22 protein-coding genes are annotated in these 20,270 nt (G+C 59.8%); 8 read left to right on the top strand and 14 right to left on the bottom strand.

Translation table 11 applies throughout. The features are described from left to right. Window positions 1-9: 9 nt before the first annotated feature. The 4 genes from FZZ90_RS05925 to FZZ90_RS05910 are packed head-to-tail and all read right to left on the bottom strand — an operon-like array spanning window position 10 to window position 3,748. Window positions 10-189 (bottom strand): hypothetical protein, encoded by a 180-nt coding sequence (locus FZZ90_RS05925; RefSeq protein ID WP_226424808.1) that lies wholly within the window; start codon window positions 187-189, stop codon window positions 10-12. Further along, complete coding sequence (locus FZZ90_RS05920; RefSeq protein WP_226424807.1) at window positions 173-1,945, bottom strand: transglutaminaseTgpA domain-containing protein; 1,773 nt, start codon at window positions 1,943-1,945, stop codon at window positions 173-175. The genes FZZ90_RS05925 and FZZ90_RS05920 overlap by 17 nt, the downstream gene beginning before the upstream one ends. Further along, complete coding sequence (locus tag FZZ90_RS05915; protein WP_226424806.1) at window positions 1,942-2,838, bottom strand: hypothetical protein; 897 nt, start codon at window positions 2,836-2,838, stop codon at window positions 1,942-1,944. The genes FZZ90_RS05920 and FZZ90_RS05915 overlap by 4 nt, the downstream gene beginning before the upstream one ends. Then, a complete protein-coding gene (locus tag FZZ90_RS05910) occupies window positions 2,786-3,748 on the bottom strand; it encodes a MoxR family ATPase (RefSeq protein ID WP_226424805.1) in 963 nt (320 codons plus the stop codon). Before FZZ90_RS05910 ends, FZZ90_RS05915 begins: the two co-directional genes overlap by 53 nt. A 53-nt stretch (window positions 3,749-3,801) precedes the next feature. Between FZZ90_RS05910 and FZZ90_RS05905 the strand changes: the two genes are divergently transcribed. Continuing rightward, window positions 3,802-4,725, top strand: a complete 924-nt coding sequence (locus tag FZZ90_RS05905; protein WP_370631034.1) for an alpha/beta fold hydrolase — start codon at window positions 3,802-3,804, stop codon at window positions 4,723-4,725. Here FZZ90_RS05905 and FZZ90_RS05900 read toward each other — a convergent pair. From FZZ90_RS05900 to mgtE, 3 genes are read right to left on the bottom strand one after another with little or no spacing between them, the layout of a single operon-like run. After that, entirely contained in the window at window positions 4,682-5,386 is a 705-nt protein-coding gene (locus tag FZZ90_RS05900) for a hypothetical protein (protein WP_226424804.1), read from the bottom strand. The two genes, FZZ90_RS05905 and FZZ90_RS05900, sit on opposite strands and share 44 nt — an antisense overlap. A gap of 38 nt (window positions 5,387-5,424) precedes the next feature. After that, a complete protein-coding gene (locus FZZ90_RS05895) occupies window positions 5,425-6,432 on the bottom strand; it encodes an RpoD/SigA family RNA polymerase sigma factor (protein WP_226424803.1) in 1,008 nt (335 codons plus the stop codon). Window positions 6,433-6,486: 54 nt separating this feature from the next. Then, window positions 6,487-7,947 (bottom strand): magnesium transporter, encoded by a 1,461-nt coding sequence (gene mgtE, locus FZZ90_RS05890; RefSeq protein WP_226424802.1) that lies wholly within the window; start codon window positions 7,945-7,947, stop codon window positions 6,487-6,489. 72 nt (window positions 7,948-8,019) lie between these two features. Here mgtE and FZZ90_RS05885 point away from each other — a divergent pair, with 72 nt between their 5' ends. Further along, complete coding sequence (locus FZZ90_RS05885; RefSeq protein ID WP_226424801.1) at window positions 8,020-8,493, top strand: glutathione peroxidase; 474 nt, start codon at window positions 8,020-8,022, stop codon at window positions 8,491-8,493. On the opposite strand, the gene FZZ90_RS05880 is transcribed toward FZZ90_RS05885, so the two are convergent. From FZZ90_RS05880 to gyrB, 4 genes are read right to left on the bottom strand one after another with little or no spacing between them, the layout of a single operon-like run. Further along, window positions 8,459-8,857: a CrcB family protein gene (locus FZZ90_RS05880; RefSeq protein WP_226424800.1), complete on the bottom strand. Its 399-nt coding sequence runs from the start codon at window positions 8,855-8,857 to the stop codon at window positions 8,459-8,461. The two genes, FZZ90_RS05885 and FZZ90_RS05880, sit on opposite strands and share 35 nt — an antisense overlap. Then, window positions 8,850-9,230, bottom strand: coding sequence for a CrcB family protein (locus tag FZZ90_RS05875; RefSeq protein WP_226424799.1), 381 nt, complete (start codon window positions 9,228-9,230; stop codon window positions 8,850-8,852). The genes FZZ90_RS05880 and FZZ90_RS05875 overlap by 8 nt, the downstream gene beginning before the upstream one ends. Continuing rightward, window positions 9,211-9,516 (bottom strand): SH3 domain-containing protein, encoded by a 306-nt coding sequence (locus tag FZZ90_RS05870; RefSeq protein ID WP_226424798.1) that lies wholly within the window; start codon window positions 9,514-9,516, stop codon window positions 9,211-9,213. The genes FZZ90_RS05875 and FZZ90_RS05870 overlap by 20 nt, the downstream gene beginning before the upstream one ends. Next, on the bottom strand, window positions 9,516-11,483 hold the full coding sequence (gene gyrB / locus FZZ90_RS05865; protein WP_226424797.1) for a DNA topoisomerase (ATP-hydrolyzing) subunit B: 1,968 nt from the start codon (window positions 11,481-11,483) through the stop codon (window positions 9,516-9,518). The genes FZZ90_RS05870 and gyrB overlap by 1 nt, the downstream gene beginning before the upstream one ends. Window positions 11,484-11,635: 152 nt before the next feature. Between gyrB and miaA the strand changes: the two genes are divergently transcribed. Beyond that, the gene (gene miaA / locus FZZ90_RS05860) at window positions 11,636-12,535 is read left to right on the top strand and encodes a tRNA (adenosine(37)-N6)-dimethylallyltransferase MiaA (protein WP_226424796.1); all 900 of its coding nucleotides are present in this window, start codon (window positions 11,636-11,638) and stop codon (window positions 12,533-12,535) included. A gap of 57 nt (window positions 12,536-12,592) precedes the next feature. Further along, window positions 12,593-13,246: a translation initiation factor IF-3 gene (infC, locus tag FZZ90_RS05855; protein WP_226424795.1), complete on the top strand. Its 654-nt coding sequence runs from the start codon at window positions 12,593-12,595 to the stop codon at window positions 13,244-13,246. Here the strand turns inward: infC and FZZ90_RS05850 are convergent. Continuing rightward, window positions 13,243-13,872: a dienelactone hydrolase family protein gene (locus tag FZZ90_RS05850; protein WP_370631033.1), complete on the bottom strand. Its 630-nt coding sequence runs from the start codon at window positions 13,870-13,872 to the stop codon at window positions 13,243-13,245. The genes infC and FZZ90_RS05850 overlap by 4 nt on opposite strands. A gap of 217 nt (window positions 13,873-14,089) precedes the next feature. Here FZZ90_RS05850 and FZZ90_RS05845 point away from each other — a divergent pair, with 217 nt between their 5' ends. From FZZ90_RS05845 to FZZ90_RS05830, 4 genes are read left to right on the top strand one after another with little or no spacing between them, the layout of a single operon-like run. Then, complete coding sequence (locus FZZ90_RS05845; protein ID WP_011363122.1) at window positions 14,090-15,091, top strand: GntR family transcriptional regulator; 1,002 nt, start codon at window positions 14,090-14,092, stop codon at window positions 15,089-15,091. A 10-nt stretch (window positions 15,092-15,101) separates the two neighbouring features. Beyond that, window positions 15,102-15,854, top strand: a complete 753-nt coding sequence (gene cysE, locus FZZ90_RS05840) for a serine O-acetyltransferase (RefSeq protein WP_226424793.1) — start codon at window positions 15,102-15,104, stop codon at window positions 15,852-15,854. Next, window positions 15,844-16,698: a sulfotransferase family 2 domain-containing protein gene (locus FZZ90_RS05835; protein WP_226424792.1), complete on the top strand. Its 855-nt coding sequence runs from the start codon at window positions 15,844-15,846 to the stop codon at window positions 16,696-16,698. Before cysE ends, FZZ90_RS05835 begins: the two co-directional genes overlap by 11 nt. Further along, window positions 16,698-18,230, top strand: coding sequence for a glycosyltransferase family 2 protein (locus tag FZZ90_RS05830; protein ID WP_226424791.1), 1,533 nt, complete (start codon window positions 16,698-16,700; stop codon window positions 18,228-18,230). Before FZZ90_RS05835 ends, FZZ90_RS05830 begins: the two co-directional genes overlap by 1 nt. Here FZZ90_RS05830 and FZZ90_RS05825 read toward each other — a convergent pair. Together FZZ90_RS05825 and FZZ90_RS05820 are read right to left on the bottom strand one after the other, a co-directional pair. Continuing rightward, on the bottom strand, window positions 18,212-19,504 hold the full coding sequence (locus tag FZZ90_RS05825; RefSeq protein WP_226424790.1) for a capsular polysaccharide synthesis protein: 1,293 nt from the start codon (window positions 19,502-19,504) through the stop codon (window positions 18,212-18,214). The two genes, FZZ90_RS05830 and FZZ90_RS05825, sit on opposite strands and share 19 nt — an antisense overlap. Next, window positions 19,501-20,265 (bottom strand): hypothetical protein, encoded by a 765-nt coding sequence (locus FZZ90_RS05820; RefSeq protein WP_226424789.1) that lies wholly within the window; start codon window positions 20,263-20,265, stop codon window positions 19,501-19,503. The genes FZZ90_RS05825 and FZZ90_RS05820 overlap by 4 nt, the downstream gene beginning before the upstream one ends. Window positions 20,266-20,270: the final 5 nt, after the last annotated feature.

Here is a 20,270-nt window from a genome sequence, read left to right as displayed (position 1 = left end):
GCTAGTCACCTATGCCGCAGAGCACCGCATCACCTCAGCAATCCAGATGCCGTAGGGATTGAGCGAATGAGCCGCTTCAGGCCAGCCTCCAGGCGCCTTGAACATCCAGGGCTTCTGCTCAGGATCTCGACGGCCATGGGTCTGCCACCAGAGGAGCAAGCAAGCGCTCAGTTCAACGGAGTTGGGCAAGCCTGGAGCGGAGTTGCCGCCATTGGCGCCGATGCTGCCGGCGCTGGGGTGGGTTGAGCGGGGCATGGGCAAGCAGCTGCTGCTGATCCGCCATCGCCTCCAACAGGGTGGCCAGATCGGGGTGCATCTTCGCGGCTCGCCGGCAAACACACGGGAAGCTTTCCCCCTGCTGGGGCACAACTCCCCAACGGGCCAACAGACGAAGGGACTGCGATAGGGGAGAACGGGGCCGGAGGCCCAGATGCAACAGCAGCCAACCAGCCGTCAGCGCCGCCATTCCACCCATCACAATCGCCACACCCAACCAACGCAGCTGCACTCCAAACAGCATCTGCAGCCAAGCCTGCTGACTGGACTGATCGAAACTCAACCACCAGCGCGTCCAGGCCAGATCCAGGCCCCACCACTGCCATTGGAGCCAGCGCCACCAGGGCACGTTGCCCCCTTGGCGCTGCGCTGACTCAGCAGCCATTGCGGCAGCAGGCAAACCAGAGTTTGCGGCCCAAAGGGTGGGATCCACCCGCTGCCAGCCTTCCCCTTCCAACCACAGCTCAACCCAGGCATGGGCATCGCTCTGGCGCAGCTCCAGATAGGGATTGCCGCTCATGGGTTGCACCACATGGCCGCCCTGATAGCCACTCACAACGCGGGCTGGCACATCGGCAGCCCGCAGCAAGGCGGCCAGAGCACTGGCGTAGTGACCGCAGAACCCCACCTGCTGATCGAACAGAAAGGCATCCAGATCAGCAACCGCACCGGGCTGAAGGCTGTAGCGGAAGGGCTGACGCCGAAACCAACCCTCAACCGCCTCCAACCGTTCACGCCCCGTGGGCAGCCCTCGGAACTGTTGCGCCAAGGTCTTCAGTCTGGGCAAGGAATCTGGCGGCGCCTGCCGTTCACTGGGAATGGGGGGGCGCTGCTGCCAGGCCGCCACCTTTTCGGGAGACCGCAGGCGAAAGGAGCGGCGCTGACGCGATGCGGCACCAACCAGCAGCTCACCTTCCGGAGTGATCCACTGATCCGGCGAAGTCGGCAAGGCGGAGCCATCCCAGGGGACAGCCCTGGTGGCTGAAGGTTCCACCACCCACCACTGGCTGGTTCCCTCCCCCACCTGGGGGCGACCAGAGCCACCCCGAGGAACGTGAGGATCCCGGTGCTGCCAGCGGCGGCCATCGAACTGTTCATGCACCAACACCCGCCAGTAGGCATCCGTTGGCAGGGGCTGCACCTCCGGGAGCAAAACCCGTGCTGCCGAGCCATCCACCAGCGTCAGCTCGGCAATGCTGAGGGGATCTAGGTCTGGAGACAGACCAGTGACCGCGCCGCGGGCGGGGCCCAACTCAGTGGTCCACAGCGGTGGAAGCCTGGGCACAAACAAAAACAACACCAGCGCAAGGGGCAACGCTGCCCCCAGCAGCTGCAGGCTGCGCTGCAGAAATCCGCGGAAGCCAAGGGAGCCAGCCAGCTCATGGCCCAGCAAACCGGCAAGAGCCAGCAACACCGCCACCAGCTGAAGGACGCTCGCCAAAAGCCCCTGCAGCTGAGCCGCCAGCAGGCCGGTGGAGACCAATTGCAGGAGGGCGACGAGCCGCCGGTCGAAGGGCCGCCGGCATTCCCGCAGCTTGAACAGGGCACAGAACACCAACGCCCATGTGGGCCAGGTGAGGGGTGCGGACCAATTCAATGCGAGGCATTGCAGCAGCAGGGGCGACAACGCACACCAGGCCAAAAACGACACATGGCGTTGATGGCTCATGCCGTCGCTAACGCCTCCAAACAAGCATCGCGATGGCGCACCCCCTTCGATGGCGCCAGGCTGATGGCCTGGAACTGCAGGCCGAAGCAGGCTCCGCTGTGGTGCAGGCGCCAGATGCGATCCGCCAGATGCTCCCGGGCCAGCTCCAGTTCAACGCCTGGTGCAGGGGTGAGGATCACTTCAGGTTCCTCGGGGTCGTTGAACAGCTTGGCCTGCAAGGGCCTGCCTCGAGCGGCACTGGCCCAATCCACCAGGGCAGGTCGTTCGCCCTCGCGCACAGGCCTGAGGTCCTGCCATTCCTCAAGGCCATCCCTGGAGCGCGGAGGCTGCTTTTCAGCAACAGGGCCAGGGCAACGGCGAGGCCAGATCAACTGCGGCTGCTGGGGCTGCCATCGCCCCCAACAGATGAACAACCCGAGTGGTGCAATGGTCTCGATCTGCACGGGCGGCGGCAGCTGCCAGCCCCGATGCCCCGCCACCCAGGGAAGAAAGAGGGTCGCGCGGCCTGCGGCAATGCGATCACAGTCCACAACGGCATGCCCCTGAACGCGCAAGCTGCAACGGGGCCGAGCTGCAGCGCTGTCCAATTGCAAGGAATAGAGCGCCGGCTCACCAGCAAACGCCGGGGCGGGCTGATCACAGCGCAGGGTGAGCCCCTGGAGTGTGTCGTGGGTGAGAAACATGGCCAGCAACATCAGCCCGAGCATCACGAAAGCGAGCAGCAGGGTGCTGTTGCTTCCCGTCTGAATGGCCACCAGCAGCAACAGGCCAGCCGCCGCGATCCAGAGCGCGCCGAAGCGACTGGGAATGATGTAGAGGCTGCGATGCCCCAGCTTCAGTTCAGCGCAAGGCCGGGACGGCTTGAAGAAGGGCTTCACTGTGCGGTGCGCCATGACGGGCAGGACAACCGGCATCCAGTCGATGCTCCACCACGGCCGGCAACACGGACTGAACATCGTCAATCACCACATGATCGCGTCCGTCGAGCAGCGACCAGGCGCGGGCAGCTGCAAGGAGGCCCTGACTGGCCCGCGGAGAGAGACCGGGATGCCGCTGACGACTGACCTCCACCAGATCAAGGACGTAATCGATCAGAAGCTCAGAGCAGTGCTGGGCAGAACAACGCTGCTGCAACTGCTGCAGGGCCTCCGGAGCCAGCCGAGGCAGTGAGCTGTCGAAGGTTGAATCAAACCCAGCGCAAAGCAACGCCCGCTCAGACGCGCGATCGGGAAAACCCAGACTCAAGCGCATCAGAAAACGATCCAGCTGGGCCTCAGGCAAGGGGCTTGTGCCCACCTGATCGAGGCTGTTCTGGGTCGCGATCACAAAAAACGGCTTGGGCAAGCCATGGCTGACACCATCGACGCTGACGCGACCAGCGGCCATGGCCTCCAGCAGGGCGCTCTGGGTGCGGGGACTGGCGCGATTGATCTCATCGGCCAGCAACACCTGCGTGAAGAGCGGGCCGGGCTGAAAGCGGAAGCTGGCCTCCGCCGGATGGAACACGTTCAAGCCCGTGAGGTCTGCCGGCAACAGATCACTGGTGAAGCTCACACGCTTGAAGGCGAGAGCAAAAACCCTGGCCAACGCTTCAGCCAGGGTCGATTTCCCCATCCCCGGGCGGTCTTCGATCAGCAGATGACCACCGGCCAGCAAACAACTGATGGCCAGGCGCACCTGATGGTCCTTCCCCAGCAGCACCCGGCCGACAGCCTCGATCAAGGGCAACAGCTCCGGTGCAGCCAAGGGATCACGCCAAGCACTGCTCCAAGTTGACAGGTCACTGAGCCAACGCTGGGCCAACCCCGATCCAAGCCGTTCCCTCGCCAGGATGCAAGGGCACAGCAAGCCAAAGAGTGGGCCCGAGCAACAACCTCTGGAGCTGGAACGAGCGATCCATTGGCTGGAGCCTAATGGGGGATCCCAAGGCAGAAGCGGCAGTGCTGCTGATCCATGGCTTCGGGGCCAACACCAACCACTGGCGGTTCAACCAACCAGTACTGGCCAAACAGGCGCCGACCTATGCCATCGATCTACTCGGCTTCGGGCGCAGTGATCAGCCGCGGGCCCGCTTGAAGGATGAGCCCGTCGAATCAGATGCCGTGCATTACGGCTTTGATCTCTGGGGTCAGCAGGTGGCTGACTTCTGCGCTGAAGTAGTGCAACGACCCGTGCTGCTGGTGGGCAACTCGATCGGTGGAGTTGTGGCCCTACGAGCCGCACAACTGTTGGAAGAGAGCTGCCGTGGCGTGGTGCTGATCGACTGCGCCCAGCGCCTGATGGATGACAAACAGCTGGCCACTCAACCGGCCTGGATGGGCTGGACCCGGCCGCTGCTGAAAAAGATGGTTCGGCAGCGATGGTTGAGCACGGCGTTATTCCGCAATGCCGCCCGCCCCGGCGTAATCCGCAGCGTGCTGAAGCAGGCCTACCCCAGCGGCCACAACATCGACGACGAGCTGGTGGATCTACTGTTCCAACCCACCCAACGCGCAGGTGCCGCGGAAGCTTTCCGTGGCTTCATCAACCTTTTTGACGACTATCTCGCCCCTCAACTGATGGAGGACTTGGCTGTTCCCGTAGATCTGATCTGGGGAGAGAAGGATCCCTGGGAGCCTTTGCCAGAAGCTCAACATTGGAGCAAAACCATCCAATGCGTGCGCTCGCTCGTGGTGATTTCTGAGGCCGGGCACTGTCCCCATGACGAGGCACCGAGAGCCACTAACAAGGCCTTGCTCAGAACACTGATGACTCCAATGCCTCCACAGACGACGTCATGACGCGCCAAAACTGCTGGTCGCTAAGCGCCCCAAGGCTCCAAAGCGCTGCAATGCATTGGTAATCTTCAACAAGAAAGCGTTTGAGATTGTTCATCGCTTCTGCATCAAGATCCTGATCGATACGATGCTTTGAATCATTGCTGCGTTCTCTTAATCCTGAAGCGTCAACCCTCAAAATTCTGGAGCAATCAGCAGCCAAGTCTTCCTGGCACACCACACCCAAGACATTTCTAGAGGTAAGCACACCCAAAAGAGGCTGGCAGTAAAAAGAAATCGACTCGCGTAAATGATGCACCGAATGAAAATCTCTCGCCACAGCCTGATCAAGCCGCCCATCTGAGCGGTAAAGAGCACGAGCGATTCTGCCTAAACTCTGGTAGTGGCGTAGAACCTTTCTTTCCCCTGGAAAGCGACGAACCTGATCCGGCGTTGCCTCCTCAATTACAAGTTTTTTACGCCACTCAAAAGCCGAGAAGGCACGATCAATCGGATTACGAAGACAAAAAAGATAATCACAACTTGAATCAACTACAACACCATTGATATGCGTTTCGAAAAAAGAGGAGTACCTTTCACTTACAACAGACGAATGAGATAGCAGTTTTGCAACTGTTGAACCTCCGCACTTACCGATATGAACAAATTGCAATTGGCGCTTCAAAGCGGGGCCCAGTGTCTCAACCGCAGCCTAAAGAAGCCTCAGCAAGCCACGTAAGCCTCCACCTGATCACTCACCCGGCGCAGACCCGCCAGACCGTCACGCTCAAGATTCCGGACACGGTCACGGCTCATGCCCAGAATCCGGCCAATACCGGTGAGGCTCATCGGGTCTTCGCCGTCCATGCCATAACGCATACGCAGGACCTGCTCTTGTAGGTGAGGAAGCTGACCCAACAGGCTGCGCAAGTCACCTTTCAGGCAGTCTTCCTCCACTTGATCGCTGGGAAGATCACCATCGCCGGAAAGCAATTCCAGCAGTTCGGTGTCGTCACCATCACCGACCTTCATCTCCAGACTCACCGGCTGACGGGCTCGGCACATCAAATCTTTGACGTCGTCTTCCGGGAGTTCAACGAACTCGGCCAACTCGGTGACGGTGGGCGTGCGGCCCAGCTCCTGACTTAGCTCGCGCTGACCCTTTTTGAGCTTGTTCAGCATCTCGGTAATGTGAATCGGCAGCCGAATCGTGCGGCTCTTCTCCGCAATGGCCCGCGTGATGCCCTGACGAATCCACCAGTAGGCGTAGGTGGAGAATTTGTAGCCGCGGGTGGGATCAAACTTCTCCACACCACGCACCAACCCAATGGTGCCTTCCTGGATCAAATCCAGGAGCTCCATGTTCCGCTTGGTGTACTTCTTGGCCACGCTCACTACCAGCCGGAGATTGGCAGCCACCATGCGCTCCTTGGCCCGTCGGCCATGTTGCAGCTTGCGCTTGAGCTGCATCGATGACAGCCCTGAAGCCTTGGCCAGCTTGTCGCGACTGGGCTTCTCACCGGCCTTGCTCTCCAGCTCAGACTCGAGGGACTCCAGATCCATCAACTCCTGGACTTGCCGGCCCAGAGTGATCTCCTGCTCGTGAGTCAGCAGGGGCACACGGCCAATGTCTCGCAGGTAAGAACGAACCAGATCAACGTCAGCGGTGACGGTTCTTGCAGCTTTAGCAGCAGTTTTGGGCTTGGAAGCAGCGGTCGCAGCCGGAGCCATGGGGCGCTTCTTTGAGTTATGTGAAGAGTACTCCTAAGAAACGTAAACAGACTCTCAGAAAACGCCCAAGACGAAGAAATGGGTAGAAATACCTCCTGCCTGAACCAGCTGCGGCAGGTGGACCAGCAGCCACCCCGCCGTCTTCAAATAAATCAGCGTTCCAGCCACGTCGGTGCAGGTGGTGATGAAGGGCGTAGACATCAGGGCTGGATCCAGACCCATGCGATCAAACAGAAGCGGAAACGCAGCGCCCGCTGTGGCAGCCAGGGTGGTGATCGCCAGCAGGCTCATCCCCACCGAGAGGCCCACCAAAGCGCTTTCCCCTCGCCACCAAGCAAAGGGAACCACCAGCAGCATCATCAACACCCCCAGCAACGCCCCCGCCATGGCTTCGCGGCCAATCGCCTTTAACGGACCAAGGCTGGAGATGCTCTGTGTGCTCAAACCGCGGATCACCACCGTGGAGCTCTGGGCCCCCACGTTGCCGCCAGTGCCACCCAGCAAGGGAATGAACGCCGCCAGCAACACCACCTGCTGCAGCACGTCCTCATTAGCGGCGATGACTTCCGATGTGAAAAAGCTTGCGAGCACCAGCACCGCCAGCCACACCACGCGGCGGCGAGCAACGGTGAACAGGTTGCTGCTGAAGTAATCGTCGTCATCGCCGGCCTGCACGGCGCCGGCGGCGTAGAGATCACGGGTGGCCTCCTGCTCGATCACATCGATCACGTCGTCCACCGTGACGATGCCCACCAAGCGCTGTTCCAAATCCACCACGGGAACAGCAAGGAAGTCGTAGCGCTGAATCGTGCGCGCCACCTTCTCCTGATCCGTGTCGGTGCTGACGCTGAGCACCTCCTCCGTCATCACATCGCCGATGCGGGCTTGTGGGTCTGCTGTGACTAGATCACGGAGCGACAGGATGCCGGTGAGGCGTCGCTCCGCATCCGTCACGTAGAGGGAATAAATCGTTTCGGTGTCGCGGGCACGCCGCCGCACAATCTCCAGTGCCACCGCCGCCGTCTGGTTTTCTTTAAAGGCGATGTACTCAGTCGTCATCAAGCGACCGGCCGTCTCCGCGCGGTATCCCAGCAACTCAGCGGTCACCTTGCGCTCATCGGGGCTCAGCTCACTGAGCAACTGCCGCACCACCTTGGCCGGCAGCTCCTCAAACAACCGAGCGCGGTCATCCGGCGACATCTCCTCCACCACCTCGCGCATCTCACCGGAACGCAGCAGGCTCAGCAGGCTCTGTTGAGTGGCGGTGTCGAGGTATTCATAAACACTGATGGCCTCGTCCTTGCTAAGCAGACGAAAGGCAATCGCCTGCAGGTTGGCTGGAAGATTGCCAATCGCTTCAGCGATGTCCACCGGCTGAACCGGTTCCAGCAGCAATTTCACCGCGTCGTAGTTGCCCGCCTGGAGCATCGCGACGAGCTCATGGGAAACCGCCTCAGCCAGCAACTCGGGCTCCATGCTTACGCCAGCACTGCTCAGCCCCGATGCCTCCGTCATGCCCCTCCGGCCGGGAGCCCAGTGTATGGCCGTTACAGCCGGTTAACCTCTGCGCTCCATCTCTGTTCCACCATGGCGATCAGCGTCAGCGCCGTTTCCGTCACTACACCTGACGGCAGCAGCAAATCCCTGGGCGACTACGCCGGCAAGGTGCTGCTGATCGTGAACGTGGCCAGCCGCTGCGGATTCACCAAGCAGTACGCGGGTCTGCAGGCACTAAACGAGGCCTACGCCGCCAAGGGCCTTGCCGTTCTGGGCTTCCCCTGCAACGACTTCGGCGCCCAGGAGCCAGGCAGCCTGGACGAAATCAAGAGCTTCTGCTCCACCACCTACGGCGCCGACTTCGAACTGTTCGAGAAGGTGAACGCCAAAGGAAGCACCACCGAGCCATACACCACCCTCAACCAGATGGATCCCGCCGGTGATGTGGAGTGGAACTTCGAGAAGTTCCTTGTGGGCAAGGACGGCACAGTGATCGCTCGCTTCAAGAGCGCCGTCACCCCTGAAGACCTCAAGTCGGCGATTGAGGCGGCTCTGGCGGCTTGAACCATCGCCCGAGGCTGAATCCCAGGGCTGCGGCACCAAGTCCCAGCCCGAGGGTCAGCCCGATCAAGCCCAGTGCGGCGGCCCAGTCACCTGAACTCAGGTGCTTCATGGCCGCCAGCATCAAGCTGCTGAAAGTGGTGAGCGAACCACAGAAGCCAATGCCTATGAGCAACTGACGCCGTCGCGCCGCCGGGAGCCCAGCCAGCAAGCCCAAAAGGGCGGCCCCCAGAACATTCACCAGCAGGTTCTGATCACCCAGATGCAGAGCCACCTGCCAGCGGAGAAGAGCTCCGGGCACAGCACCCGCACCAACAAGCAACAGCTCCTGTAGTTCCAGTTGCAGGCTCGGCTGGGTTTCAGGCATGGGTCACCAGTCCATAACCAACGGCAGAGGCCAGCAAGCCTGCACCGATTGAGGCCGCCGCCAGCACCAACGCCGTCAGCGTTTGGCCAGCCCGCAACTCGTTCAACAACTCCACCGCGAAGGTTGAAAAGGTGCTGAGACTGCCGAAAAAACCCACCCCCATCAGCAAAGCAATGCCGGTGCTGGGGGCACATGTTTCATTGAGCGCCAGCACCAGACCCAGGGCGAAGCAAGCCACCACATTCACCATGAAGGTGCCCCAGTGCTTCTTGGGCACCATCGGCTGGAAGTGGTTCACCACCTTCAAGCGCAGCCAGGCCCCGGGGATCGCCCCCAGACCCACCAAGACAGCTTCAGACGCGGAGCCAGCCACGACGTTGATCTCCCGAAAGCGTTTGCACGTGCAACCAATCCTGACCATCGGCAGCGGACCAACGCCGCAGCAGCCGCAGGGAGGATCCCGCCTTGAGGGTGCGCAGCCGTGGAGCAACCTCCAGCGGACTGAAGTGCAAGGGCTGGTCAGTCGACGTGTGTAAGGGCCCAGACGCCTCGCGGCGTCGGGGTTGCGGTTGACGCCTGTCAGCACCACCAGCCGGCAGAGCTGCCGGGGCCATCAGGGCCACCCCCAACAGCCAACTCCAACGCAGAACAGGCCCCATCAAATGTCGAGGGCTGCCATGTCCAGCTCGGCGCTGTGGGTCTCAATGAATTCCCGTCGGGGCGCCACCTTGTCGCCCATCAGGATCGTGAAGATGCGATCGGCCTCGAGGGCATCCTCGATCTCAACACGCTTCATCGTGCGGGTAGTGGGATCCATCGTGGTTTCCCAGAGCTGCTTGGGCATCATTTCGCCAAGGCCCTTGAAGCGCTGGATCGTGTAGTTGGCCTTCTCGCCGAAGCCCTGCAGGGTCTTCTGCAGATCGCCTTCGTTGTAGCAATAGGTGTGGTTCTTGCCGCGCTCAACTTTGTAGAGCGGTGGGCAAGCGATGTAGATGTAACCGCCTTCCACCAGCTCCTTCTGGTAGCGGTAGAAAAAGGTGAGCAGCAGGGTGCGAATGTGAGCGCCGTCCACGTCGGCGTCGGTCATGATCACGACCCGGTGGTAGCGGAGGTTCTTCACGTCGAAGTCCTCACCCTTGATCCCCAGGCCCAAGGCCGTGATCAGCGCCTGAATCTCAGTGTTTTTGTAGATCTTGGCGTCATCGGTCTTCTCGATGTTGAGGATCTTGCCCCGCAACGGCAGAATCGCCTGGAAGCGACGGTCGCGGCCCTGCTTGGCCGAGCCACCAGCGGAGTCGCCCTCCACGATGTAAATCTCGGATTCGCCGGGGTCGCGGGAGCTGCAGTCGGCCAGTTTTCCCGGCAGGGTTGAGCTTTCCAGAACGCTCTTGCGCCGCACCAACTCCCTGGCTCGGCGGGCAGCCTCAGCGGCATTGAAGGCTTGGATCGCCTTCTCCAGGATCAGGCCAATGACAGAGGGATTGAACTCGAGGAACTGGCTTAAAGACTCACCCACCAGGTTGTCGACGATGCCGCGCACCTCGGTATTACCGAGCTTGGTCTTGGTCTGACCTTCAAATTCCGGTTCCGGCACCTTCACCGAAAGCACCGCCGTCAGACCTTCGCGGATGTTCTCCCCCGCAAGGTTGGAATCCGATTCCTTGCGCTTGCCCAGCTTCTTGGCGAAGGCATTGAGGGTGCGGGTCAACACCGTCTTCAGGCCTTCGATGTGGGTGCCACCATCCACGGTGCGGATGTTGTTGGCAAAGCCAAGGATGCTGTCGGAGTAGGCATCGGAGCACCACTGCAGAGCTGCCTCCACCTGGACGCCATCCTTCTCCGAATTCACATAAATGATGTCGGGGTGAAGAGCGTCCTTCTCCTTGTTCATGTAGGCGACGTATTCCTTGATACCCCCTTCGTAGAAGTAGGTCTCCTCATGGGGATTCCCCTCGTCATCCCGGGCCGACTCCCGCTCATCACGGAAGACGATCCGCACACCACCATTGAGATAAGCCAGTTCCCGCAGGCGCGCCGAGAGAGTGGCGTAATCGAAAACGATGCCGCCAGTGAAGATTTCAAGGTCGGGCTTGAAACTGACGGTGGTGCCGGTCTCGCCAGACTCTTCCGAGGGCTGCGACTCCGAGGCCAAGGCTCCGATGGCAAGACCCCGCTCAAAGCGCTGGCGGTGGATCTGGCCCTGACGGCGCACCGTCACCTGCACCCATTCACTCAGGGCGTTGACCACCGAGATGCCAACACCGTGCAAACCGCCGGACACCTTGTAACCACCGGCGCCGAATTTGCCACCGGCGTGCAGGACCGTCAGCACTGTCTCAAGAGCACTCTTGCCGGTGCGGGGGTGAACATCCGTCGGGATGCCGCGGCCGTTGTCGCTAACCGAGGCAGAACCGTCTTCCCCCAAGACGACAACGATGCGGTCGCAATGGCCCGCTAAGGCTTCATCAACTGAGTTATCAACAACTTCGTACACCAGGTGGTGCAAGCCCCGCGGCCCCGTGGTGCCGATGTACATGCCCGGGCGCTTGCGAACGGGCTCAAGCCCCTCCAGCACCTGAATCTGCTCAGCGCCGTAGGCGTTCTGGACCTTAGAAGCGTCGCTCATTAATAAGTCTCAAGCCAGGAAACCGGGTCATGGGCGGGCGCAACGGCTCTAAACCTCGACCTGACAATGCCAATCTACCACCGGCTGTCTATAGAGGCTTGCAGAGGCCTCTCAGAGGTCGTTCCAAGCCGGGCTGCACCCCCCTCACGCTTTTGAATAGCTCCAATCCCCTGGTGATCACCCTGCTCGGGCCCACCGCCAGCGGCAAGACCGCCCTGGCTTTGGAGATCGCCGAACAACTGGATCTGCCGGTGATCAACGTGGATTCCCGCCAGCTCTACAGAGAGATGGATCTGGGGACGGCCAAGCCGACATCGGAGCAACAGGCGCGGGTGCCGCACCATCTCCTTGACCTGCGCACGCCAGATCAGCCGATCACGCTGCAGGAGTTTCAGGCGGAAGCCAATCCCTGCATCAATGCTGAGCTGGACCAACGGGGTATTGCGTTGCTGGTGGGCGGCAGTGGGCTTTATCTCAAAGCCCTCACCAGTGGCCTGCAACCTCCGGCGGTGCCCCCCCAACCGCAGCTGCGCCAGCAGCTGACGGACCTGGGCCAGGGCATCTGCCACCCCCTGCTGCAGGCCGCCGACCCCGAAGCAGCCGCCAAAATCGCTCCAGCCGATGCCGTGCGCACCCAGCGCGCCCTGGAGGTGCTCTACGCCTCCGGGCAACCGATGAGCCGCCAGGTGACCGCCACACCTCCGCCCTGGCGGGTGCTGGAACTGGGCCTTAACCCCGCCAATCTTCGCCAGCGGATCCAACAACGCACCGAACAGCTCTACCGCGATGGGCTGGTGGAGGAGACTCGGCACCTGAGCGGGCGCTACGGCGCTGATCTGCCGCTGCTGCAAACCATCGGCTACGGCGAAGCGTTGCAGGTAATTGCTGGCAGCCTGAGCACTGCAGATGCGTTGCGAATCACATGCCAACGCACCCGCCAGTTCGCCAAACGCCAACGCACCTGGTTCAGGCGCCAACACAACCCCCACTGGCTGCCCGACCAGGCAACGGTGACGGATGCGATGACGTTGATCGAGCAACATCTAATGTGAAGGATGCAGACGTTGTATCCACCGAAGTGGTCTGCACCTGTCCCCGTCACCGCCTGAATGCCACCACGTCCCCGTTTTGACCGTCGTGCCCCGGTTCGGGAGCTGCCCAACATCAACGACCGGATCAACTACCCCCAATTGCGGGTGGTCGACTCAGACGGCGCTCAGCTGGGCGTGATCAGCCGGGAAGAAGCTCTCGAAGTGGCCCGTGACCGGGAACTGGATCTGGTGCTGGTGAGCGAAAAAGCCGACCCACCGGTGTGCCGGATCATGGACTATGGCAAGTTCAAGTTCGAGCAGGAAAAGAAAGCCAAAGAGGCCAAGAAGAAGTCGCACCAGACCGAAGTTAAAGAGGTCAAGATGCGCTACAAGATCGACCAGCACGACTACGACGTGCGGATCGGTCAGGCCCAGCGCTTCCTCAAGGCCGGCGACAAGGTGAAGTGCACCGTGATCTTCCGCGGCCGCGAGATTCAGCACACGGCGCTGGCGGAAACCCTGCTGCGGCGGATGGCCAAAGACCTCGAGGAAAAAGCCGAAATCCAGCAGGCGCCCAAGCGGGAGGGCCGCAACATGATCATGTTCCTCACCCCACGCAAAACGCCGCTGGTGAAAAAGGAGGAAAAAGAGCAAGCTGCCAACAAGGCCGTGCGCACCATCCCAGCGCCGCCAAGGCCCACCGCCGCAAAGGTGGCCAGCCCCCAGGGCTAAACCGCAGGGACATCACCAAGCAGCAGGCGCCATCCCTGGGCTGAGGCCTGAGGATCAAAACTGCTGCGGGCTTCGCACATGAAGCCGTGGTCAGCACCGACACACTCCACAGAGCGCAAGCGCTCGCCGGCGGGATCGGCCTTGCGCAAAGCCGCTCGAATAGCCCCCCGATCTTCAGCGGGGATCAGGGGATCGGCCGTGCCGAACACACAGGTGAGCCGTGCCATAACCTCGGGCAACAGTGCTAAGGAGGGGTCGCCACCACCGGGCCGCATCCGGCTCACGCCCGCTCCGTAGAAATCAAAGGCATGTTCAACCCCGGGCAAGGTGGCCGCCAGAAAGGCGGCGTGCCCCCCGAAGCAAAAGCCCACCACATGGATGGCAGCCTGAGGGCAACGCCCCCCTATCCAGCTGACCGCTGCGGCGACATCAGCAAGGATCTGCTCGGTGGTGGTGGCGTCCTTGTGGCGTCGACCTTGAGCCAGATCGGACGTTTCGTAGGCCAACTCCAAATCGGGTGCTGTGCGGGCAAACAAAGGGACCGCAAGGGCCGGATGGCCATGGGCGGCCAGGCGATCCGCCACGCTGCGCACCCAAGCATTCACGCCGAACACCTCGGGCAGCACGATATAAGCACGATTAATATACGATTTTGATGCAATATCGTTCAAGCCGGGCTTCCGCTCCGCCCACCAGCAACGCAAAGAAACCGGTCCATTCAGGATCTCAATCCACTCGCCTGCAACCAGTTCAGAACTTTCCATAACTGCATAGGACACACCCCCAATTGTCACCAGGCAATTCGCTCCGTATGGTGGCCGCATTCAGACCTGTCCCACCGGCGTGCGATTCCATATCCAGCAGGAAAGCGACATTCCGGCGTCGACACAGCTCTACAACCAAATCTGTTTTGCGATCGCAGCACGGCATTACCCACCGGGGCATCGCCTTCCCAGCACCCGGCAGCTGGCCATGCAGACCGGACTGCACCGCAACACGATCAGCAAGGTCTACCGCCAGCTGGAAACCGATGGCGTCGTGGAAGCCATGGCCGGTTCCGGCATCTACGTGCGCGACCAGCAGAAACCACGGGAGATCAAAACACCGCCACACATCCGCAATCGCGGCGTCACCGACCTCGACCGGGAAGTGCGCAAGTGTGTGGATGGCCTGCTGAACGCAGGCTGCACGCTGCAGCAAACCCGGGAACTGCTGACCCGCGAAATTGACTGGCGCCTGCGTTGCGGCGCTCGCGTGCTGGTCAGCACGCCACGGGAAGACATCGGCGCCTCAATGCTGATTGCCGAGGAACTGGAACCCTGCCTTGATGTGCCGGTGGAAGTGGTGCCGTTGGAGGAGCTGGAAAGCGTTCTGGAGAACTCCAGCAACGGCACGGTGGTGACCAGCCGTTATTTTCTCCAACCGGTGGAAGAGCTGGCCAAGAAACACAGCGTTCGTGCGGTGGCCGTTGACCTCAACGACTTCCGACAGGAACTGGCCATGCTCAAGGAACTGCGCCCCGGCAGCTGCGTGGGTCTGGTGAGCATCAGCCCCGGCATTCTGAGGGCCGCAGAGGTAATTCTCCACTCCATGCGTGGCAACGAATTGCTGCTAATGACCGCCACCCCTGATGTGGGCAGCCGCCTGCTCGCCCTGCTGCGGGCCTCCAGCCACGTGCTCTGTGATCGACCGAGCCTGCCCTTGGTGGAGCAGAGCCTGCGCCAAAACCGCTCCCAGCTGATGCGGATGCCCCAGGTGCATTGCGCCGAGAGCTACCTCAGCACAGATACGATCGATTTACTCCGCAAGGAGATTGGGCTGCAGACCCCAGCGGCCGCCAGCTGACCCCTCTGCGATGTTTGATCACATCCGTGCCGACCTCGCGATCATTCGCGAGCGCGATCCGGCTGCCCGCGGCTGGCTGGAAATTGTTTGCTGCTACCCCGGATTCCAGGCGATCAGCCTGCACCGCATCAGCCATCGCCTCTGGACCTGCCGCCTGCCCCTGAAATTGGCAGCCCGCTTCCTCAGCCAGATCGGCCGTGCCCTCACCGGCATTGAGATCCACCCCGGCGCCCGCATCGGCCACAGCGTGTTCATCGACCACGGCATGGGGGTGGTGATCGGCGAAACCGCCGAAATTGGTCCCCGCTGCCTGCTGTACCAGGGAGTGACCCTGGGAGGAACCGGCAAAGAGCACGGCAAACGCCACCCCACGCTTGCCGAAAACGTTGTGATCGGGGCAGGAGCCAAGGTGTTGGGAGCGATCACGATTGGCACCAACACCCGCATCGGCGCCGGGTCGGTTGTGGTGAAAGACGTGGATCAAAACTGCACGGTGGTGGGCATCCCAGGACGGGTAATCCACCAAAGCGGCGTGCGGATCAATCCCCTGGCCCACTCTGCGCTACCAGACGCGGAGGCCAACGTGATCCGCAACCTGATGGAGCGGATCGATGAACTGGAAAGCACCGTGGGCAACCTGCAGCGATGCCTGAGGGAAGTAGCGGAAGGCCGCGCATTGCGGGAAACCTGTCGAGGTGAATCGCAAAACCTCAAAGACCGGGAGATCCTGGAGTTCCTCGGAGACACCACCAGTGATCGTTGATCACGATCTGGAGCTGGTGGTTCTGCACATTCCCAAGTGTGCGGGCACCGCATTACGGAGGGCTTTTCTCGAGGACGGCGCAGAGCGACGCATGGAGAGCTGGTTCGACTTCGGCTACGACCCGGTGCTGAAACGGCAGGTGGACCTGGCCCATCGCCCTTTGATGGATCTGCGCCACACCCGACTGTGGCGGTGGCTGCGCCGCTACCAGGTGATTGCCTGCATCCGTCATCCCTACGACCGCCTGGCCTCCGCCTGTCGGGAACACCTGCGCCAGAAAAGCCGCGCAACTGAGGTGCAGGTCCGCAGCCAGCCACCCTCCGAAGAACAGCTTCTGCGTTATCTCAGGAGACTGCCGGCTGCGATGGATGCCCATGACCTGCGCTGGGTGCATGGGTTTCCGATCCACTGGTTCACCCACTTCGGCAAACGCCCGATGGTGGATCAACTGGTCCGCTGCGAACAGTTCAGCAGCGATCTCGAACAGCTGGGGGAGACACTCTCTCTGCCCAAGAGCCTGCGGAAGCGACTCCGCGCCGTGGGAGAGGGTGAAGGTCGACGGGAGGCAGCGGACCTGACTGCAATCCGCAACCATCCCGATTTAATGGCCCTCGCCAATCAGCTGCACCACGAAGACTTCCCTTGTTTCCAGTACAAACAACAGAAGGCGGAGTTCAGCGACCTAGAGCTCAAGCAACTGATCGACGCCTGCCTCGCTATCGGCCCCTCCCATGACCTGCCGCTGACCAACCTCACGCCGGAGATGCGTTGGTACTACGGACGCGTCAGCCCAAGGCCGGAGCTTCAGCTCAAACCCAAACGAACCAAGAGGGCAACCAAATGATGCTGGTGCTCACACTGCTCTGCCGGGATGAAGCCGACATCCTCGAGAGCATGTTGCGCTTCCATCTGGCCCAAGGGGTGGATCGGATCATCGCCACCGACAACGGCTCGGTAGACGGCAGTCTGGAGATCCTTCAGCGCTTCGAGCGGCGCGGCCAGCTGACGCTGCTGCAGGAAGCGGAACACACCCACGATCAGGCCGTGTGGGTGACCCGAATGGCACGCATGGCAGCGGCCATGGGGGCGGACTGGGTGATCAACAGCGATGCTGATGAGTTCTGGTGGACGCAACACGGCAACCTCAACTCCACCTTGACCCAGCTCCCCGAAAGCGTTGAAGGCCTGCTGGTGGAACGCACCAACTTTCTGCCACCACCGCAAGATGGCCAGGATCAGCGGCCCTTCTATCAGCGCCAGACCCTGCGCGAACGGGTCTCCCGCAACAGTCTTGGCCGACCTCTGCCCCCCAAACTGATTCATCGCGCCCATCCCGGCGTGGAGATCACGGACGGGAACCATGGGGCTCGCGTGGATGGGAAGCCCATCGCAGCGATCAAAGACGCCTCAATCGAGATCCTTCACGTCCCCATTCGCAGCTACAGCCAGCTGGAAAAGAAGATCCGTCAGGGAGCGGAAGCCCTCGAACGCAACAAACGCGTTAGCCCAGGCATCGGCGACAGCTGGCGCAAGATCTACGCCAATCACCTCCAACAGGGCACCCTGCCGGCCTACTACGACGGCCTCCGTCCCAACCCTGCCACGATCGCAGCCCAACTGGTTCGCGGTGAGCTGATCGACGACCGGCGGCTGCAGAAAGCCCTCGGCAATCCCCTGCCCCGGGTGGCCGTAATCACTCCCTATTACAAGGAACCTCTGGCCCAGCTGCGACAGTGCCACGACAGCGTGCAGGCACAGAGCGAGCCCTGCCTGCACGTACTGGTGGCCGATGGACACCCTCGCCGACGGATCAACCATTGGCGTGCCGAACACGTACGCCTACCGCGCAGCCATGGGGACATCGGCTCAACACCCCGCTTGATCGGGTGTTATCACGCCATCGGCCTGGGAGTGGATGCCGTGGCCTTCCTCGATGCCGACAACTGGTACGGGTCCGACCACATCGCCAATCTTCTAGCGGAGATGGACCACCATCACGCGGACTTTGTCTCCTCAAGCCGCACCCTCTGCCGCCTGGACGGCACAGTGATGGGCCCATGCCCGCTTACCAATCCGGACCGCTTCATCGACACCAACGCCATGCTGTTGGGCCGTGGCGCCTTTCACCTGTTGCACCAATGGGTGCTGATGCCGCCCTATGGCCACCTGATCGGCGATCGGATCATGCTGCATCACCTGAAAAAGTCAGGAGTAAAAAGACAGCATCTCGACCAACATTCTGTGTTTTATAGATGTTCAAAAGCCGGCTTATACAAACAAATGAACGAAACAATCCCTCGGGGCGTCCAGAAACGTCCTGACTACGAAACCTCGTTCTTAGCGTGGGCAGCCGATGGTCACTCACCGCTGAAGTAAAGCGACTCACTCTGTTGACGCTTCGACCAGTGATAATCAGAAGAAAGGATATTTCCACTGGAACCAAGTTTCAAAAAACCCTCAAGCAACGCTTCTGGAACCGCATATAGCCCAAAAGCAATGTTTGGACTTGAGCCCATCAAATTGCGGAAAAGACCAGGGCCGAAGTCTCGATAGACCTTGGCCCCAGATCGAGAAAGCAGCCGCGGAACCATTTCCTCCCAGGCTGCTTTGAGCAATGGCAGACCAGGTCGAGACGCATAAATCACTCCGGAAGAAATTTTTGGGTGCTCCTGATGAGAACGGCGCAGCATTTGCAGGGAATGCCGTCGATCCAACCAAGTCTCAACGGGTCGAATCAAAGAAGTTGCTGCATCCACCCACAAACCACCAGAATGCAATAAAAAAGCAACACGAAAGACATCAGCTTGCATCGCTGGGAGGCGGATATCTAAAAAGGCGGAAGCAATATCGGAGCCATACACGATTTTCAAATAACCAGCGGCAGTTTTTCGATTAAACAGATGGTAATCCCAGCCTGGATTCAGACTCTTACACACTTCCATTCGACGAGCAATAAGGTCGGGAGGCTCAGGCTGATCCCAATACTGAACCAATGGCAATGACTGAGTGAAATCAGTTTCATAACCAAATCGAGTAAAATCGGCAGAATAAAAATGCTTAATACATTGAAGATCATGACCAGAAATATTTAGTATCGCGCCTGTTGAATTCGCAGATTTATTTCGATGCTCAAGCGGTCTGGACAACGGCAAATTTAAAGCTTTGAATAGACCATTCACATCAGCAGCGAAGGACTCCTGACGACAACAAAATATGGATTTCGCAATAGGCTTAGCCAACGAATCAAGCCAGTAACTAGCAGGAAGAAAATGAGGTATTCGAGTGGAGATCGAATCTAGCCTCTGAGTACAAGTGGAAAAGGTTGGCGCAACAGACTTCAAGTACTTTTGGCATCGAAGATCACCTAAAAACTCCCCTTTCCCGCGACCATTCAAACCTCCAGAAAGAAAATAGTGATAACAGCTCTGCAAGCGATCTACAGGATGCCTCAAAGCAATCACAGCAATGTCGTACTGCTCCAAAGAGTTGAGCTCAGCGCGATGCCTACCAACACAACGGGCATTCTCAAAGCGGAGCAAAAAACCATTATGAAAACAGTCAAAGCGAGATATCTCCTCATGTAACTTCAATAAACGACGCAGAGAAGTACCTCCAGCCTTAGCGATATGAACAAAAAGAAGGGAGCTCATTCACTCAACATCCAAGCAAAGCGTGTAGGAGACAAGCATTCTCGAACTTCTTCAAAATTAGCAATTAAGTCAACCAAGTAACCTGAATTGATTTTTCTTTGCTGCAGACCTACGTCAACAAAAGAAAGACCCAAGAAGCCACAAACATCCCGATATGCGATATACGGATCGGGCTCAATGTGATCTTCATAGACCAGCTCAAGCCAGGAAAAACCAGGATGAGATTGCCGCATAGCATCCAGACAATCCTGCATTACTTTATGGCCTCGTTCATATTCCTCAAGCCAGCCCACCAGTGTGCGGGTACCAAAACCATGGACTATCCCATTCAAAGGGATTGTGATCGGTGAGCTCTGCGCAACTGAACTGGAGGAACCAAGAACATATTGTCCGGAGTGAGCTGCCCGTAAGTGAGAAACGATCCTCCTCAAACCATTGCGCCTACACATCAGAAGATGATGCTTGTAGCCTTTAGCTAAAAAGAAATTCAACCAGTCTTGAACCTCCAATTGTGGATAAAGCCCTATATTTTGGTCGGGCAAGTGCTTCACTTCAAAGAAATGAAGCTCGTCTTCCGAGACGGACTTCTCAGCAAGCCTGAGCACTGAATCGATAGCTAGAAGCGATGATGTCCCTCGACGACGAGGCATATAACAGGAGTAAATCTCGTTGGAATAAGCAATAGAGGGATGTTGCGCCAGAAGCGAACCCAAAACGCTGCTCCCACAACGCCCGATATGCCAATTAACGATGCCGGACATTATCA

The organism is Synechococcus sp. MU1617 (assembly GCF_020514235.1).
Lineage (GTDB): Bacteria > Cyanobacteriota > Cyanobacteriia > PCC-6307 > Cyanobiaceae > Parasynechococcus.
This window is presented reverse-complemented; position numbering and strand designations above follow the sequence as displayed.